Source organism: Pseudarthrobacter phenanthrenivorans (assembly GCF_036455295.1).
Classification (GTDB): Bacteria; Actinomycetota; Actinomycetes; order Actinomycetales; family Micrococcaceae; genus Arthrobacter; species Arthrobacter phenanthrenivorans_C.
On record NZ_JAYXNX010000007.1, the window covers coordinates 145,786 to 160,602 of the forward strand.

The 14,817-nt window shown below is 65.3% G+C and carries 14 protein-coding genes; 4 read left to right on the top strand and 10 right to left on the bottom strand.

The genetic code is table 11. From position 1 onward, the window contains the following. Positions 1–7 precede the first annotated feature (7 nt). Positions 8–865 (top strand): hypothetical protein, encoded by an 858-nt coding sequence (locus tag VXJ37_RS11295; RefSeq protein WP_331323209.1) that lies wholly within the window; start codon positions 8–10, stop codon positions 863–865. Between the two features lie 29 nt (positions 866–894). On the opposite strand, the gene VXJ37_RS11300 is transcribed toward VXJ37_RS11295, so the two are convergent. Both VXJ37_RS11300 and VXJ37_RS11305 read right to left on the bottom strand, forming a co-directional pair. After that, positions 895–1,506 (bottom strand): hypothetical protein, encoded by a 612-nt coding sequence (locus VXJ37_RS11300; RefSeq protein ID WP_331323132.1) that lies wholly within the window; start codon positions 1,504–1,506, stop codon positions 895–897. A gap of 120 nt (positions 1,507–1,626) precedes the next feature. After that, the gene (locus tag VXJ37_RS11305; protein ID WP_331323133.1) at positions 1,627–2,235 is read right to left on the bottom strand and encodes a TetR/AcrR family transcriptional regulator; all 609 of its coding nucleotides are present in this window, start codon (positions 2,233–2,235) and stop codon (positions 1,627–1,629) included. Positions 2,236–2,332: 97 nt separating this feature from the next. Here VXJ37_RS11305 and galE point away from each other — a divergent pair, with 97 nt between their 5' ends. Beyond that, entirely contained in the window at positions 2,333–3,346 is a 1,014-nt protein-coding gene (galE, locus tag VXJ37_RS11310; RefSeq protein WP_331323134.1) for a UDP-glucose 4-epimerase GalE, read from the top strand. A gap of 157 nt (positions 3,347–3,503) precedes the next feature. Here the strand turns inward: galE and VXJ37_RS11315 are convergent, their stop codons facing one another. From VXJ37_RS11315 to fdxA, 3 genes are all read right to left on the bottom strand, one after another. Next, a complete protein-coding gene (locus VXJ37_RS11315; RefSeq protein WP_056334606.1) occupies positions 3,504–4,790 on the bottom strand; it encodes a citrate synthase in 1,287 nt (428 codons plus the stop codon). Positions 4,791–5,028: 238 nt separating this feature from the next. Next, positions 5,029–6,180, bottom strand: coding sequence for a succinyldiaminopimelate transaminase (gene dapC / locus VXJ37_RS11320; RefSeq protein ID WP_331323135.1), 1,152 nt, complete (start codon positions 6,178–6,180; stop codon positions 5,029–5,031). A 14-nt stretch (positions 6,181–6,194) separates the two neighbouring features. Continuing rightward, positions 6,195–6,521 (bottom strand): ferredoxin, encoded by a 327-nt coding sequence (gene fdxA, locus VXJ37_RS11325; RefSeq protein WP_009356972.1) that lies wholly within the window; start codon positions 6,519–6,521, stop codon positions 6,195–6,197. A gap of 137 nt (positions 6,522–6,658) precedes the next feature. Here fdxA and VXJ37_RS11330 point away from each other — a divergent pair, with 137 nt between their 5' ends. Continuing rightward, on the top strand, positions 6,659–6,898 hold the full coding sequence (locus VXJ37_RS11330) for a putative acetyltransferase (RefSeq protein ID WP_331323136.1): 240 nt from the start codon (positions 6,659–6,661) through the stop codon (positions 6,896–6,898). A 52-nt stretch (positions 6,899–6,950) separates the two neighbouring features. On the opposite strand, the gene VXJ37_RS11335 is transcribed toward VXJ37_RS11330, so the two are convergent. Both VXJ37_RS11335 and typA read right to left on the bottom strand, forming a co-directional pair. After that, positions 6,951–7,757, bottom strand: coding sequence for a type IV toxin-antitoxin system AbiEi family antitoxin domain-containing protein (locus tag VXJ37_RS11335; protein WP_331323137.1), 807 nt, complete (start codon positions 7,755–7,757; stop codon positions 6,951–6,953). A 206-nt stretch (positions 7,758–7,963) separates the two neighbouring features. Then, the gene (gene typA, locus VXJ37_RS11340) at positions 7,964–9,892 is read right to left on the bottom strand and encodes a translational GTPase TypA (RefSeq protein WP_331323138.1); all 1,929 of its coding nucleotides are present in this window, start codon (positions 9,890–9,892) and stop codon (positions 7,964–7,966) included. A 273-nt stretch (positions 9,893–10,165) separates the two neighbouring features. Between typA and VXJ37_RS11345 the strand changes: the two genes are divergently transcribed. Continuing rightward, a complete protein-coding gene (locus tag VXJ37_RS11345) occupies positions 10,166–11,074 on the top strand; it encodes an SGNH/GDSL hydrolase family protein (protein WP_331323139.1) in 909 nt (302 codons plus the stop codon). A gap of 88 nt (positions 11,075–11,162) precedes the next feature. Here VXJ37_RS11345 and VXJ37_RS11350 read toward each other — a convergent pair whose 3' ends face one another. Genes VXJ37_RS11350 through VXJ37_RS11360 form a run of 3 tightly spaced genes read right to left on the bottom strand, consistent with a single transcriptional unit; the run spans position 11,163 to position 14,744 of the window. Next, entirely contained in the window at positions 11,163–12,869 is a 1,707-nt protein-coding gene (locus VXJ37_RS11350; protein ID WP_331323140.1) for an ABC transporter ATP-binding protein, read from the bottom strand. An 11-nt stretch (positions 12,870–12,880) separates the two neighbouring features. After that, a complete protein-coding gene (locus tag VXJ37_RS11355) occupies positions 12,881–13,825 on the bottom strand; it encodes an ABC transporter permease (protein ID WP_141942441.1) in 945 nt (314 codons plus the stop codon). Then, complete coding sequence (locus VXJ37_RS11360) at positions 13,815–14,744, bottom strand: ABC transporter permease (protein ID WP_331323141.1); 930 nt, start codon at positions 14,742–14,744, stop codon at positions 13,815–13,817. The genes VXJ37_RS11355 and VXJ37_RS11360 overlap by 11 nt, the downstream gene beginning before the upstream one ends. Positions 14,745–14,817 lie beyond the last annotated feature (73 nt).

The following is a 14,817-nucleotide window of genomic DNA, read 5'->3' on the forward strand; positions in this document are numbered from 1 at the left end:
CTTGTCCGTGGCGCGCAGGCGCGGCCTGCGCCGCCTTGCGGTGCTGCTCCTCACCCTCGCGCTGGTCGTGGGCGGAATCTACACTGCGGTGTATTTTGTGCAGCGTTCCGAGACCCTCGTTTCAGAGCGCTGCACAGCGACGGCCGGTGGGCGGAGCGGTGAACTCGCCCCGGACCAGGCAGCAAATGCGGCGCTGATCACTGCGGTGGCGGTGCGGCGCGGCCTCCCGGCACGTGCCGCCACCATTGCCCTGGCTACGGCCATGCAGGAGTCCAAGCTGCGTAACATCGGGCACGGCGACCAGGCCGGCCCCGACTCCCGTGGCCTCTTCCAGCAGCGGCCGTCCCAGGGCTGGGGTACCGAGGCGCAAATCATGGATCCGTACTACGCGGTGAATGCCTTCTACGACGCCCTGGTGAAGATCCCCGGGTACGAGACGCTGGATATCACCGACGCGGCACAGCGGGTCCAGCGGTCGGCCTACCCCAAGGCGTACGCCGAGCACGAGGACATGGGCAGGGCGTTTGCATCGGGACTGACAGGGCAGACGCCTGCAGGTGTGCAATGCACGCTGCGCTCCCCTACTGCGGCTGGCGATCCCGCGGCGGTGGCCACTGAACTGGACCATGGCTACGGCGGCGTGAATTCCCAGGTGGATGGTGGCACCCTGGTGGTCGATGTGGACGGCGCACTGGCCTGGTCGGTGGCCCAGTGGGCGGTGGCGAACGCCAAGGACCTGGCCGTAACCCGGGTGGAAGTGGATGGACACACGTGGCAGCGGTCGGGCGGAGACGGATGGCAGGCCGTGGGGTCTCCCGCGGCGCAGGTGCGCATCACCGTACGGACGGACGACGGCGGCAGCTGAGCGCCGCCGTCGCCGGCCGTGGACAGGGACTAGACGAGGATCTCCAGCACAGGCTGGACATAGCTGCGGAACAGTTCGGGCTGGCTCATCAGTTCCTGGCTCATGATGATTTTGTCCGGCTCCAGGTACCAGGCCCGCTGTTCGTCCAGGGGCAGCTCTATGATCGTCAGTTTGAAGTCCCGCGAGTCCCTGCCCACTTCCATCAGCCTGTCATCCACCATGTCCTGAAGCAGTTGGTCGGTTCCGGTAGCCACCCGTTCCGCTTCAAGCTCGGCGTATTCGCTCCTCCGCTGCCTGGCCCAGGTGAGGGCGGAACCGAAATGTGCCTGCAGTACCCGCTGCAGGGCCGGAGAGTTGCCGAACGCCTCAAAGCTGGGCGGGGAGAGCTCGGGAGACATGTGCGGGTGCGCTTTGAGCAGTTGTTCCCACCAGGCCTCCCATTCGGTTTTCAGCGCGCTGACTCCACCGACGTCGGAAGTGAGGTGGGTGTGGTCGGCGGAGCGGACCTTGGGCGACGCGTGGGAAAGGACGGGCTGCCCCACACCGTTCAGGCCGGCCGCGTCCCTGACGTAGAGCGCAATCATCATCGGCCCGGACGTGTCGGTGGTGATCTGCCATCCTGAACCGCCTGCGTGCTGCATTCGAAGTCCTTCCCTGGCCTGCTCCTGCCGGCCTTCATGATCCGGTCCGGCATATCCGGCTATCAGTCTATTCCCGCAGCCATGCCATGCGGGGGCACCAGGGTATCCGCCTTTTGCGGTTTACCGGCCCAGCCCGTCGAGGTGCCGCTCCAGGACATCACGGCACATCTGGGCAGTCATCCAGGCCGGTTGCAGCAGGGCATGCATGCACAGGCCGTCCACCGTGGCAAGGAGCCGTTCCGCCTCCACCACCAGGTTCTCCCTGGGTTCGTTGGCCGGGAGCAGGGAGGCAACCACTGCACCCATGACTGCAGCGACTTCCCGGTGGCTGCGGTCCGCTTCGGCGGCAAGAAAGGGCCTGATCCTTGCGGCATTCTTGAAGGCCATCCACGCGCACGCTTCCACCGCTGTCTCTTCATCAAGGGGAAGCATGCCGCCCAGAAGGGTTAAAACAGCCGCTCTTTGCCCAGCGCCGCCAGCGGGAGCGGCCTGGACGGCCGGAAGAAGCTTCTCGAGCCGGCCCACCACGCTGTCCACCACGGTGCCAAATGTGGACGCCAGCAGTTCCTCGCTGCCGGCGAAGTAATGGCGGACAGAGCCCACGGCGAGCCCGGCTTCGTCGGCCACTTCCCGAAGGGAGGCGCGCTCCAGGCCATCCACCGCGATGATGCGGAGAACCGCCTGGACAACATCCTGCCGCCTGGCACCGGCGTCTACTATTTTGGGCACTATTCTTATTAGCACATCTGTGCTTCAACTGCCGCACCGCGGCCCGGGATGCGGGACGCGGGGGCGGCAGCACTCCTCTGTGGGATAGCGTTGAGGCATGAAAATCTTGGTTACAGGTGGCACCGGCTACATCGGTTCCCACACTGTTCTTTCCCTGCAGGAAGCCGGCCACGACGTGGTCGTCATCGATAACCTGGTCAACTCCAGCGAGGAGTCCCTGCGGCGGGTGGCTGAACTCAGCGGCAAGGCCGCGGAATTCCACAAGGTTGACCTCGTGGACGAGGCAGCGGTGGAGAAGGTCTTTGCCGGCAGCGCCATCGACGCCGTCATCCACTTCGCCGGCCTCAAGGCCGTCGGCGAATCCGTGCAGGAGCCGCTGAAGTACTACTACAACAACCTGGTGGGCACCCTGAACCTGATCCGCGTCATGGACAGGCATGACGTGCGGTCCATTGTCTTCAGCTCATCTGCCACAGTTTATGGCGAGCACAATCCCATCCCCTATGTGGAGAAGATGGAGATCGGCGCCAACAACCCCTACGGGCGCACCAAAGAGCAGATCGAGGACATCCTTTCCGACCTCGGCGCGGCCGACTCCCGCTGGCACATAGCACTGCTGCGCTACTTCAACCCGGTCGGCGCGCACCCCTCAGGGCGGATCGGCGAGGACCCGCAGGGCATCCCGAACAACCTCGTGCCGTTCATCGCCCAGGTGGCTGTGGGCCGGCGCGAGAAGCTCATGGTGTTCGGCGGCGACTACGACACCCCGGACGGCACCTGCCTGCGCGACTACATCCACGTGGTGGACCTGGCCGAAGGACACGTTGCCGCGCTGAACCACATTGCGGACCGCACCGGAGTGTTCCGCTGGAACCTCGGTTCCGGGAAGGGCTCCTCCGTCCTGGAGGTCCTGCGTTCCTTTGAGGAGGCCGTGGGCAAGCCTATCCCCTACGAGATCACGGGCCGCCGCGCGGGCGACCTTCCAGCCTTCTGGGCCGACGCGACCTCGGCCCTGGCGGACCTGAGCTGGTCCACCACCAAGACCGTGGACCAGATGTGCGAGGACCACTGGCGCTGGCAGAAGAACAATCCCCAGGGCTACGCCTCCTAACCTTTCCCTCGTCGATTGCTGACTACTTGTCGTTATGGAGCCCCAGAACGACAAGTAGGCAGCAATCGATGGTGTTTAAACGCGAAACGGCCGCCCACCTGTGGAAGGTGGGCGGCCGTCGTCGTAATTGCTGTTGCTCTCCCTGGCGGGCAGGGGATCAGCGGGCGGGGTAGTCGCGCTCCGGCTCGCCGATGTACAGCTGGCGCGGGCGGCCGATCTTGGTGTTCGGATCGCTGATCATCTCGCGCCACTGGGCAATCCAGCCCGGCAGGCGGCCGATGGCGAACAGGACCGTGAACATCTTCTCGGGGAAACCCATGGCCTTGTAGATCAGGCCGGTGTAGAAGTCCACGTTCGGGTAGAGCTTGCGCTGGATGAAGTAGTCATCGCTGAGCGCCTTCTCTTCCAGGCGCATGGCGATGTCCAGCAGTTCGTCGTTGCCGCCGAGCTTGCTGAGGATCTCGTGGGCCGTTGCCTTGACGATCTTGGCACGAGGATCGTAGTTCTTGTAGACGCGGTGCCCGAAGCCCATGAGGCGGACTCCGTCTTCCTTGTTCTTGACCTTCTCCATGTAGTCCTCGGGCTTGAGGCCCTCGGCCTGGATCTGGCGGAGCATCTTCAGGACGGCCTCGTTGGCGCCACCGTGGGCGGGACCGAAGAGGGCGTTGATTCCCGCGGAGACGGAGGCGAACAGGTTCGCGTTGGAAGAGCCCACCAGGCGGACCGTCGAGGTGGAGCAGTTCTGCTCGTGGTCGGCGTGCAGGATCAGGAGCAGGTCCAGTGCCTTGACGATGACCGGGTCCAGCTCATACTGCTCGGCGGGCAGGCCGAAGCTCAGGCGCAGGAAGTTCTCCACCAGGTTCATGGAGTTGTCCGGGTACAGCATGGGCTGCCCGATGGACTTCTTGTGCGCGTAGGCGGCGATGACCGGCAGCTTTGCCATGAGGCGGATGGTGGAAACCTCCACCTGCTCGGCGTTGAACGGGTCCAGCGAGTCCTGGTAGAACGTGGACAGCGCGGACACTGCGGAGGACAGCACCGGCATGGGGTGCGCGTCGCGCGGGAAGCCGCCGAAGAAGCCCTTGAGTTCCTCGTGCAGCAGGGTGTGGCGCCGGATCTTCTGGTCGAATTCGTCCAGTTCCGTGGGAGTGGGCAGGTTGCCGTAGATCAGCAGGTAGGACACCTCGAGGAAGCTCGAGTGCTGCGCCAGCTGCTCGATGGGGTATCCGCGGTAACGCAGGATGCCGGCATCGCCGTCGATGTAGGTGATGGCGGAGGTGGTTGCTGCGGTGTTCATGAAGCCGGGGTCGAACGTGACGGCGCCGGTCTGCTTCAGCAGCTTGGAGACGTCGTAACCTTCGTTCCCTTCAACAACCTGGATGCGCGGGAGCTTCAGCTCGCCACCTGCGTGGAGCAGGGTCGCAGCATTGTTGGTCTCAGTCATGGAGTCCCCTTCATGAGGCGTCTTTGGCCTCTGTCGAAAGCTTGATCCAATATCAGGTGAGCCGTGCACTGAGCCTGAGAAGACAGGTTCCAACACCCGGGCTGCCTTCTTGTAGAAAGCCACCATTGATCGTCACTTAAAAAGTACCGCTCCTTGGCGGGTGTCACTAATCCGCAGCCTTCCCGGACGGCCTAAAATGCACCGGATGTGGGGCGAGTCACACGAATATTACGTACCCCTAGGACCCGGATGCGCCCAGGCGCTGCACGGCGGCGTCGATCCGCTCGTCCGATCCGGTGAGGGCCACGCGCACGTAGCCATTACCGGCCTCGCCGTAGAAGACGCCTGGTCCCACCACGATGCCGCGGTCCGCGAGGCGGCCTACGGTGTCCCAGGTGTCCTCCCCTGCCGTCGACCACAGGTACAGGCCGGCGTCGGATTCCTTGATCTCCAGGCCGAAGTCCAGCAGCGCAGGTACCAGCCGTTCACGCCGGCCCCGGTACAGGTCCTTCTGGGCCTCAACGTGCGTATCATCGCCCAGCGCCACCCGCATGGCCTCCTGGACCGGGTACGGGACAATCATGCCCGCATGCTTGCGGCTGTTGACCAGGTTGGGCATCAGGTCCGGATCACCGGCCACGAACGCTGCGCGGTAGCCGGCCAGGTTGGACTGTTTGCTCAGCGAGTACACGGACAGGAGTCCCTGGTGGGATCCGCCGGCAACCCGGGGATCAAGGATGCTGGGGACGCGCCGGCCCCCGCGCTGGACGTCCCAATCGCCCCACCCGAGTTCCGCGTAGCATTCGTCGGAGGCAACCACGGCACCGAGCTCGCGCGCCTGGTCCACCAGGGCCTTCAGCGAGTCCGCGTCCCGGACACTGCCGGTGGGGTTGCCCGGTGAGTTTACCCAAATCAGGCGGACACGCGACCGGGTGGCGTCATCGAGTTCCTCGAGGTTGTCAGTGGCCACTGACGTGGCGCCGGCCAGGGTGGCGCCGATGTCGTAGGTGGGGTAGGCCACCTTGGGCCGTACGACGACGTCCCCCGGCTGAAGGCCCAGCAGCAGCGGCAGCCACGCCACGAGTTCCTTCGAACCCACCGTGGGCATGATGTTGCGGGGGTCCAGCCCGGACACTCCACGACGACGTTCAAACCAGCCGGCGATGGCCTCGCGGAGCGCCGGAGTGCCGTGGACGGTGGGATAGCCGGGCGCGTTGGCAGCCGCTTTCAAGGCATTCTGGACCAGCTGCGGCGTGGGATCCACGGGCGTGCCAATGGAAAGATTGACGGCTCCCCCCGGATGCTCCGAGGCCTTGGCCACGTACGGCGCCATGGCCTCCCACGGGTAGTCGGGCAGGTTGAGGCCAAACGAATTCACGGCTGCGGTCACTGTGTCCGTCCGCGTCAGTGGTCTTGGTTCTGCGGCGGCAGGGCGGCGATCATCGGGTGGTCCTTGCCCGTGTTGCCGATCTTTGCCGCGCCGCCCGGGGAACCCAGGTCATCGAAGAACTCGACGTTGGCCTTGTAGTAGTCGGCCCATTCATCGGGGGTGTCATCCTCGTAGTAGATGGCCTCCACCGGGCACACCGGCTCGCATGCGCCACAGTCGACGCACTCGTCCGGATGGATGTACAGCGAACGCTCGCCTTCATAGATGCAGTCGACCGGGCATTCTTCAATGCATGCCTTGTCCTTAACATCCACACACGGCTGCGCGATTACGTACGTCACGTCCCTGGCCTCTCCACGTTGGGGTTCCGGCATCCCGCCGGCTCTTGCGTCCGGCAGCACGGCCGGAGTCTGACATCTGAGCTTATTATCCCCCAGGCCGTTCCCGCGAACCTAGCCGGGACCCCTAGTATGAACTGGTGAGTCAGCCAGTACCCAACCCTGTCCGCTTCCTTGCTGCTGCCGAGTCCGGCACCAGGGTTGTGGTGCGCTACCGCATCGAGGGAGGCTACACCGACGCGCTGGGCCACCTGCTGGCCTGTGACGCCGGTTCCTGTACCGTCCGCACCCGGCAGGCCGACGTCGTCATTACCCTTGAACGCGTAGTGGCGGCCAAGGAAGTCCCGCCCGCTCCCCCGCGCCGCGCGGCTGCACACTGACAACACCTCTCACGGCGCAGGGACTTTCCCTGCTCAGCCACCCCCGCCGTCATTACGCAGTACGGTACGTGGCCAGCGCCCGCTGCACCATGACCAGGAACGCGTCCGGCTCGTTAAGCAGCATCTCAAAGGTGACCCGGAGCGTTGGAACACCCTGGACAACGGTGACATTCCACCGTCGCCGGTCCTCGCGGTAGGCCTCCCGGCTGCTGTGGTGGGCATAGCCGTCGGTTTCAACTCCGAGCATGCCGTCAACGAGAAGATCCAGCCGTCCCATGCCGGGGATCCTGACCTGCAGCTCGACCGTGTGCCCGGCTTCCTCCAACAGGTACCGCGCCATCGTTTCGATGATGGACCCCGATTGGGGGCGAATCCGTGCCACCAAATCCCTGAGGCTCTTTTCGCGGACAGCCGGAAACCGCTCCCGCAAGGCCGGCAGTTGGATGAATCCGTTCTTAACCGCCGACTCCGCAATGGTCAGTCCCTCCAGGGGCGCCAGGCATCGCAACGACTGGCACACCACGTCCAGGGGTGTCAGCGGGATCTTGCTGCGGTGCACGGTACAACCAGGGATCGGCCTGCCATGGGATGCGGCCAGATGCGTCCTGTCCGGGTGCCGGACCACCCACAAGCCCGCAGCGCTGGCAGCCGAGACGCACCCCAGGACCGCGCGGTGGCGCCCCGCGTGAATGAGCACATGATCTGCCTGCGGGTGGGCATAGACGCCGCGGGCAATCCTTTGGACTGAGCCCGCAGCCACGCCCGCCTCCAGGCTCCGGCGCGAAACCCCCGCCGTTGACAGCGAGCGGGTACTGGCAACGCCGCCCAGGGCGGCCAGGGCTTCCAGAACAGTTGGCATAACCGCATGCTCGCTGTTGGCAGAGCCGGGCGCAGGACCGGGAATCCCCTATGTGGAAAACCTTCCGTGCGCGGTGACAGCGCCACTCGTTGCGCACGGACTGTCCCTGCTCAACGAGCCCCCGGCTGGCTGCGCAACCGCGAGCTTAAACGCAGAATGCCACCGGCTTGAAGCCGGTGGCATTCTTCGTCACAGCTGGACCGTGGTTACGCCTTGGCGCGGGCGCGGCTGGCCTTGGCACGCTCGTTGGTGTCCAGGATGACCTTGCGGATGCGGATGGCCTCCGGGGTGACCTCGACGCACTCGTCCTCGCGGGCGAATTCGAGGGACTCTTCGAGGGTCAGGTCGCGCGGGGGCGTCAGGTTCTCGAAGGTGTCCGAGGAAGCGGCACGCATGTTGGTGAGCTTCTTTTCCTTGGTGATGTTGACGTCCATGTCGTCGGCGCGGGAGTTCTCGCCGACGATCATGCCCTCGTACACCTCGGAGGTGGGCTTGACGAAGAAGGAGCCGCGCTCCTGCAGGTTGATCATCGCGAACGGCGTCACCACGCCGGCACGGTCGGCAACCATCGAGCCATTGGTGCGGTACTCGATGGGTCCTGCCCACGGCTCGTAGCCTTCGGAGATGGAGGCTGCGATGCCGGCCCCACGGGTGTCCGTGAGGAACCGGGTGCGGAAACCGATCAGGCCACGGGCCGGAACGATGAACTCCATCCGGCACCAGCCGGTGCCGTGGTTGGCCATGTTGGTCATCCGGCCCTTGCGGGCGGCCATGAGTTGGGTGACGGCGCCGAGGTATTCCTCGGGCACGTCGATGGTCATGTGCTCCATCGGCTCGTGGATCTTGCCGTCGACGGTCTTGGTGACAACCTGGGGCTTGCCCACGGTCAGTTCGAAGCCCTCGCGGCGCATCTGCTCGACCAGGATGGCCAGCGCGAGCTCGCCACGGCCCTGGACTTCCCAGGCGTCAGGACGCTCGGTGGGGAGCACCTTGATGGAGACGTTACCGATCAGTTCCTTGTCCAGGCGGTCCTTGACCTGGCGCGCGGTGACCTTGGCGCCCTTGACCTTGCCGGCCAGCGGCGAGGTGTTGATACCGATGGTCATGGAGATGGCGGGGTCATCGACCGTGATCAGCGGCAGCGGCTGCGGGTTCTCGGCGTCGGTCAGGGTCTCACCAATGGTGATGTCCTCGATACCGGCGACGGCGACGATTTCGCCCGGGCCTGCGGATTCGGCCGGAACGCGCTCGAGGGCCTTGGTGGCCAGCAGTTCGGTGATCTTGACGTTCTTAAGCTCGCCGTTGGCGCGCGCCCAGGCCACGGTCTGGCCCTTGCGCAGGGTGCCGTTGTAGATGCGCAGCAGCGCGAGGCGGCCCAGGAACGGGGAGGCATCCAGGTTGGTGACGTGTGCCTGCAGCACACCCTCCGGGTTGTACGTGGGTGCCGGGATGTGCTCGATGATGGTCTTGAAGAGCGGCTCCAGGTCCTCGTTCTCCGGAGCGGTGCCGTCGGCGGGCTGCTGGAGGGAGGCGCGGCCGACCTTGGCGGCGGCGTAAACGACGGGCACTTCGAGGATCTTGTCCAGGTCCAGGTCCGGCACCTCGTCCGCGAGGTCGGAGGCGAGGCCCAGCAGCAGGTCCATGGACTCGTGCACGACCTCTTCGATCCGCGCGTCGGGGCGGTCGGTCTTGTTGACCAGCAGGATCACGGGCAGGTGCGCGGCGAGGGCCTTGCGCAGCACGAAGCGGGTCTGGGGCAGCGGGCCCTCAGAGGCATCGACAAGCAGCACGACGCCGTCGACCATGGACAGGCCGCGTTCGACCTCGCCGCCGAAGTCGGCGTGGCCGGGGGTGTCGATCACGTTGATGGTGATGGTCTCGCCGTTGGAAGACGGGCCGTTGTAGGCGACGGTGGTGTTCTTCGCCAGGATGGTGATGCCCTTTTCGCGCTCCAGGTCACCGGAGTCCATGACGCGGTCTTCCACGTGGTTGTGCTCGGCAAAGGAATGGGTCTGCTTGAGCATGGCATCGACCAGGGTGGTCTTGCCGTGGTCAACGTGGGCCACGATCGCTACGTTGCGCAGGTCGCTGCGCGATGCAGTGGCTACCGCAGTGTTGGTGGAGGTTTCAGACATGCGTTATTGCTCGATTCAGTGGTGAAGTCAGCTGAGGTATCGCGACATTTCCAACCGGAACGCACGACGGACAAGGCCCTTGACACAGGGCGCCTACCCCTATTCTAGCTGCTGGGCCATATGTTGGCCTAAATTCCGGCGGCCCCGGAGACTGCCGGAGCCTTTGCATTCGCTCATCACCGGTCCAGGGTGTGACCAAGTTCACTCTTACTTCGAATGCCGTGGCATGATGGCCCTGACACGCGCACATCTTTGAGCACGCCGGAGACAACGATGCCCCCTGCCAAGGCCGGCACCCCGCGGGGTGCCACCAACGCCACCATGGCTGTGGTGTCCGGTGTACTGGCCTTGACGGGCGTCCTTGGGCTCGCCGGCTATGCAGTTTCGGACGCCCCTTCCGGAAACACGGCGCCCCTTGCCGTTACCGGGCAGGCAGGGGCCGGGGTGGGGGCAGCGGGCCAAGCAGGCCTGGGGGCACAGACGGCTGTGGCTGCGACATCCCACATCCGCAATCCCGGCAACGGGCGGCTTGAGGCGGTCGTGCCGGACATCAGCAGCACGGTGCTGCTCATCGGGGATTCCCAGTCGGAACCTGTGGACGGCTGGCCGCGCCTGGGCCTCGCTGCGGCAGGCTACAACGTGTACTTCTGCGGACGGGGCGGTACAGGCTATGTGGCGGCCAACGGTGCCACCGGCAACTATATTGATGCCCTGCAGCGCGGCGACTGGCAGCTTCCGTCCGGCACCCCCGCACTGGTCGTCATCGAGGGCGGCGGGAACGATGCCGGTTCCGGTGCCAGCAACGCCCAGATAGCCGGCAACGCCGGCCGCCTGATCGCCGAGCTGCGTGCACGCTATCCCGGTACGCGAATGGCGATGATCGGCACCCTGGCGCGTGGCGAGCACGACGGCGGCGCGCGGCGCAGCGAGGTGGACGCCCTGTTGGGGACAGTGGCGGCCGCGAACGGAGTGGCTTTTGTCTCCGCGGGCGACTGGCTCACCAGGTACGGACTGGCAAAGGACCTTGCAGATGCCGTCCACATGAATACCGAAGGCCGGAGAGCGCTCGGCGGCATCCTGGAACGCAGGCTTCGGGAACTCGGGCTGGACCGGAAGCCTGCCGCCGCTGAACAGGCGCCGCTCGCAGCCGTGCCGGGCGGCAGCAGCGCGTTCCAGGACTGAGGCCACGCTCGGCTTGCACTTCCAGCCGGCTTAGACGGCTGGAGCCGGGACCCGAAGGCCCCGGCTCCACACGCGCAGGAAGTTCCCGCTATGCGACTTCCGGCGGAAGCATCAGCTTCGCGCCGGGGATCGCGTTGAGCAAGGCGTTGGTGTATTCCTGCTGGGGCGACTCAAAGACCTCATCCGTGGATCCCGTCTCCACCAGGCGGCCCTTCTCCATCACGCACACGTGGTCGGCGATCTGCCGCACCACGGCAAGGTCGTGGGTGATGAACAGGTACGTCAGGCCGAGGTTGGCCTGCAGGTCGGCGAGCAGGTTCAGCACCTGCGCCTGAACCAGGACGTCCAATGCGGACACGGCCTCATCACAAATGATGACTTCGGGGTCGAGCGCCAGCGCACGGGCAATGGCCACGCGCTGCCGCTGTCCACCGGAGAGCTCGTTGGGGTACCGCTGCATCGCCGACTGGGGCAGGGCCACCTGGTCCAGCAGTGTGCGTACCTTCTTCTCCCGGCTGGCCTGGTCCCCGATCTTGTGGACGCGCAGAGGTTCTTCGATCGTGCGGAAGATGTTGTACATCGGATCGAGGGAACCGTACGGGTCCTGGAAGATCGGCTGGACACGCCTGCGGAACTTGAACAGCTCCGCAGGCTTCAGGGCAGAGGTGTCGACGCCGTCGAACAGGATCCTGCCTTCTGTCGGCTTCTCCAGCTGGAGCACCATCTTGGCCACCGTGGACTTGCCGGACCCCGACTCCCCCACGATCGCCGTCGTGGTTCCCCGCCGCACGTCGAAACTGACGCCGTCGACCGCCGCGAAGTCGGTGGCCTTGCCCAGCCCCTGGCGGAGCTTGTACACCTTGCGAAGGTCCTGGATCTGCAGGAAGGAGTCGGACTTGGCCGTTTCGGCGGCCGGCGCCAGCAGGTCCATCGTCTCCACGCCCTGCTCCTTGGCCACCTGGATGCGGCGGCTGGCCAGGGACGGCGCGGACTCCACGAGCCGTTTGGTGTACGGGTGCTGCGGATTCCGGAGCAGTTCCAGGGACGGTCCCGCCTCCACCACGCGGCCCTGGTACATGACCACCACTTTGTCTGCACGCTCGGCTGCCAGGCCCAGGTCATGGGTGATCAGCAGGACCGAGGTGCCCAACTCGTTGGTCATGGTCTCCAGGTGGTCCAGGATCTGCCGCTGAACAGTGACGTCGAGGGCCGACGTCGGCTCGTCCGCAATCAGCAGGCGCGGCTGGCAGGAGAGGCCGATGGCGATCAGGGCGCGCTGGCGCATGCCGCCGGAGAACTCATGCGGGTACTGGTTGGCCCGGCGCTTGGCGTCCGGGAGTCCCGCCTGGGAAAGCACCTTGGCGATGTCGTCCGGGCCGCTGGGCCGGCCATTGGCACGCAGTGTTTCCCGTACCTGGTAACCGATCTTCCACACGGGGTTCAGGTTGGACATGGGGTCCTGCGGAACCATTCCAATCGTGTTTCCGCGCAGTTCGATCATGCGCTGCTCGGTGGCGTGGGCGATGTCCTCGCCGTCGAGCAGGATCTGGCCGCCGGACACCCTGCCGTTGTTGGGCAGGAGGCCGATTGCGGCCAGGGCCGTGGTGGATTTGCCGGAGCCCGACTCCCCCACGATGGCCACCGTCTCACCCGGCATGATGGTCAGGTGCGCATTCCTCACGGCCTGGACCTCGCCGCCGCCGGTCTTGAAGGCGATGGCGAGGTCGCGGATTTCGAGCAGCGGCCTGACACCGGTGGTGCCGGCCTCATCGATGCGGACGTCTGGGGTTGTCATCTCTTTATCTCTCATCGCTGACGGCTCTTCGGGTCAAGGGCGTCGCGCACGGCGTCGCCCAGCATGATGAAGCTCAGCACCGTGATGGACAGTGCGGCGGCCGGGTAGAGCATGATTTCCGGGCGGGTCCTGATCGATGCCTGGGCGCCCGCGATGTCGTTGCCCCAGGACATGATGCTCTGCGGCAGGCCGATGCCCAGGAAGGACAGGGTGGCTTCGGCCACGATGAACACGCCAAGTTCCAGCGTTGCCAGGACGATGATGGGTGCCAGGGCGTTGGGCAGCACGTGGCGGACCAGTGCGCCGAACTTGGAGACACCCAGCGCACGGGCTGCCGTGACAAAGTCCGCGTTGCGTACCTCGATGACTGCGCCGCGGGTAATGCGGGCCATTTGCGGCCATGCCAGGAGCGAGATGACGAACACCACGGTCCAGACGCTCTTGTTCTCCCGGAACAGCGGCAACTGCGTGATCACCAGCGCGCCAAGGACAAGCGGCAGCGCGAAGAAGATGTCACCCAGGCGTGCGAGCACTGCGTCGATCCAGCCGCCGTAGTACCCGGCGAGGGCGCCGAGGGTCACACCGATAACTAGGACGCAGAGGACGGAGAGCAGGCCCACGGAAAGCGAGGCCTGCGTGCCGTGGATGACCCTGGAATAAACGTCGCAACCCTGGAAGGTAAAGCCGAACGGGTGCCCCGCCGTGGGCGCGCCTTCCGAGTTCGACAGCTCGCATCCTTCGTTTGGCGGGGTCGACGTGAACAGGCCCGGGAACAGCGCAATCACGATCAGGGCAAGGATCAACAGTGCCGAAATGATGAACAGCGGACGACGGCGGAGCTTGCGCCACGCGTCTGCCCACAGGCTGAGCGGGGCCTGGTCAGTCTTAACGGCGTCCGTTGCCTGCAGCGGTGTCTCTTCAATGGGGGCCACAAAGTGGCTGTTGTTACTGGTCATAGCGAATCCTCGGGTCAAGCCAGGCGTACAGGAGATCGACAAGAAGGTTTGCCACCACGAACACCAGGACCAGCACGCTGACGATGGAAACGATGGTGGGGCCTTCACTGCGGAGCACTGCCTGGTAGAGCTTGTTGCCGACGCCGGGAACGTTGAAGATGCCCTCGGTGACAATGGCGCCGCCCATCAGGCCGCCCAGGTTGGCGCCCAAATAGGTGACTACGGGGATCAGCGAGTTGCGCAGGATGTGGGCCATGACAACGCGGGGCCGGGACAGGCCCTTTGCGGTGGCGGTCCGAACGTAGTCGGCGTTCATGTTTTCACTGACTGACGCGCGGGTCAGGCGGAGAACATAGGCGAAGGAGACTAGTCCGAGGACTACGGCCGGCAGCAGCAGGGTGACCCAGTTGGCGTTTGCGCCAACGGTGGGTTTGGCCCAGCCCAGCTGCACGCCGAAGACGAGCTGGAAAACGAAGCCCAGGACGAAAGTGGGAATTGCGATGACCACCAGTGAGGCCACCAGGACCGTGGAATCGAACCAGCCGCCACGCCGCAGGCCCGCGAACACTCCGAAGGCAACGCCGAAGATGGCCTGGATGGCAAGGGCCTCGACGGCTAGCATCGCCGTCACGGGGAAGACCCGTGTAAGGCTCGCGGCAATGGGCTGGCCGGTGAAGTCGTTGCCGAGGTTGAAGGTGAAGAGGTTCTTCAGGAACAGTCCGTACTGGACCCAGAAGGGCTGGTCCAGGTGGTACTGGCTGCGCAGGGTGTCGATGACGGCCTGCGGGGGCTGGCGGTCGCCGAAGAGTGCGGCGATGGGGTCGCCCGGCAAGGCGAACACCATGTAGTAGACCAAAAGGGTTGTGCCGAGGAATACAGGGATCACCTGGAGGAGTCGGCGCAGGATGAACCGGATCACAGGATCACCTGCCTTCCGGTAGGGGGGAAAACGGGTTCATGAATGCCTTCCTGCCGCTTGCAAGCCAATGGGG

What these genes read in the sequence shown, in the direction of transcription:
- VXJ37_RS11345 (WP_331323139.1), top strand. Translation starts at nt 10,166, where the DNA reads ATGCCCCCTGCCAAGGCCGGCACCCCGCGGGGTGCCACCAACGCCACC.
- VXJ37_RS11315 (WP_056334606.1), bottom strand. Translation starts at nt 4,790, where the DNA reads ATGACTGAGACCAACAATGCTGCGACCCTGCTCCACGCAGGTGGCGAG.
- galE (WP_331323134.1), top strand. Translation starts at nt 2,333, where the DNA reads ATGAAAATCTTGGTTACAGGTGGCACCGGCTACATCGGTTCCCACACT.
- VXJ37_RS11335 (WP_331323137.1), bottom strand. Translation starts at nt 7,757, where the DNA reads ATGCCAACTGTTCTGGAAGCCCTGGCCGCCCTGGGCGGCGTTGCCAGT.
- typA (WP_331323138.1), bottom strand. Translation starts at nt 9,892, where the DNA reads ATGTCTGAAACCTCCACCAACACTGCGGTAGCCACTGCATCGCGCAGC.
- VXJ37_RS11350 (WP_331323140.1), bottom strand. Translation starts at nt 12,869, where the DNA reads ATGACAACCCCAGACGTCCGCATCGATGAGGCCGGCACCACCGGTGTC.
- VXJ37_RS11300 (WP_331323132.1), bottom strand. Translation starts at nt 1,506, where the DNA reads ATGCAGCACGCAGGCGGTTCAGGATGGCAGATCACCACCGACACGTCC.
- VXJ37_RS11355 (WP_141942441.1), bottom strand. Translation starts at nt 13,825, where the DNA reads ATGACCAGTAACAACAGCCACTTTGTGGCCCCCATTGAAGAGACACCG.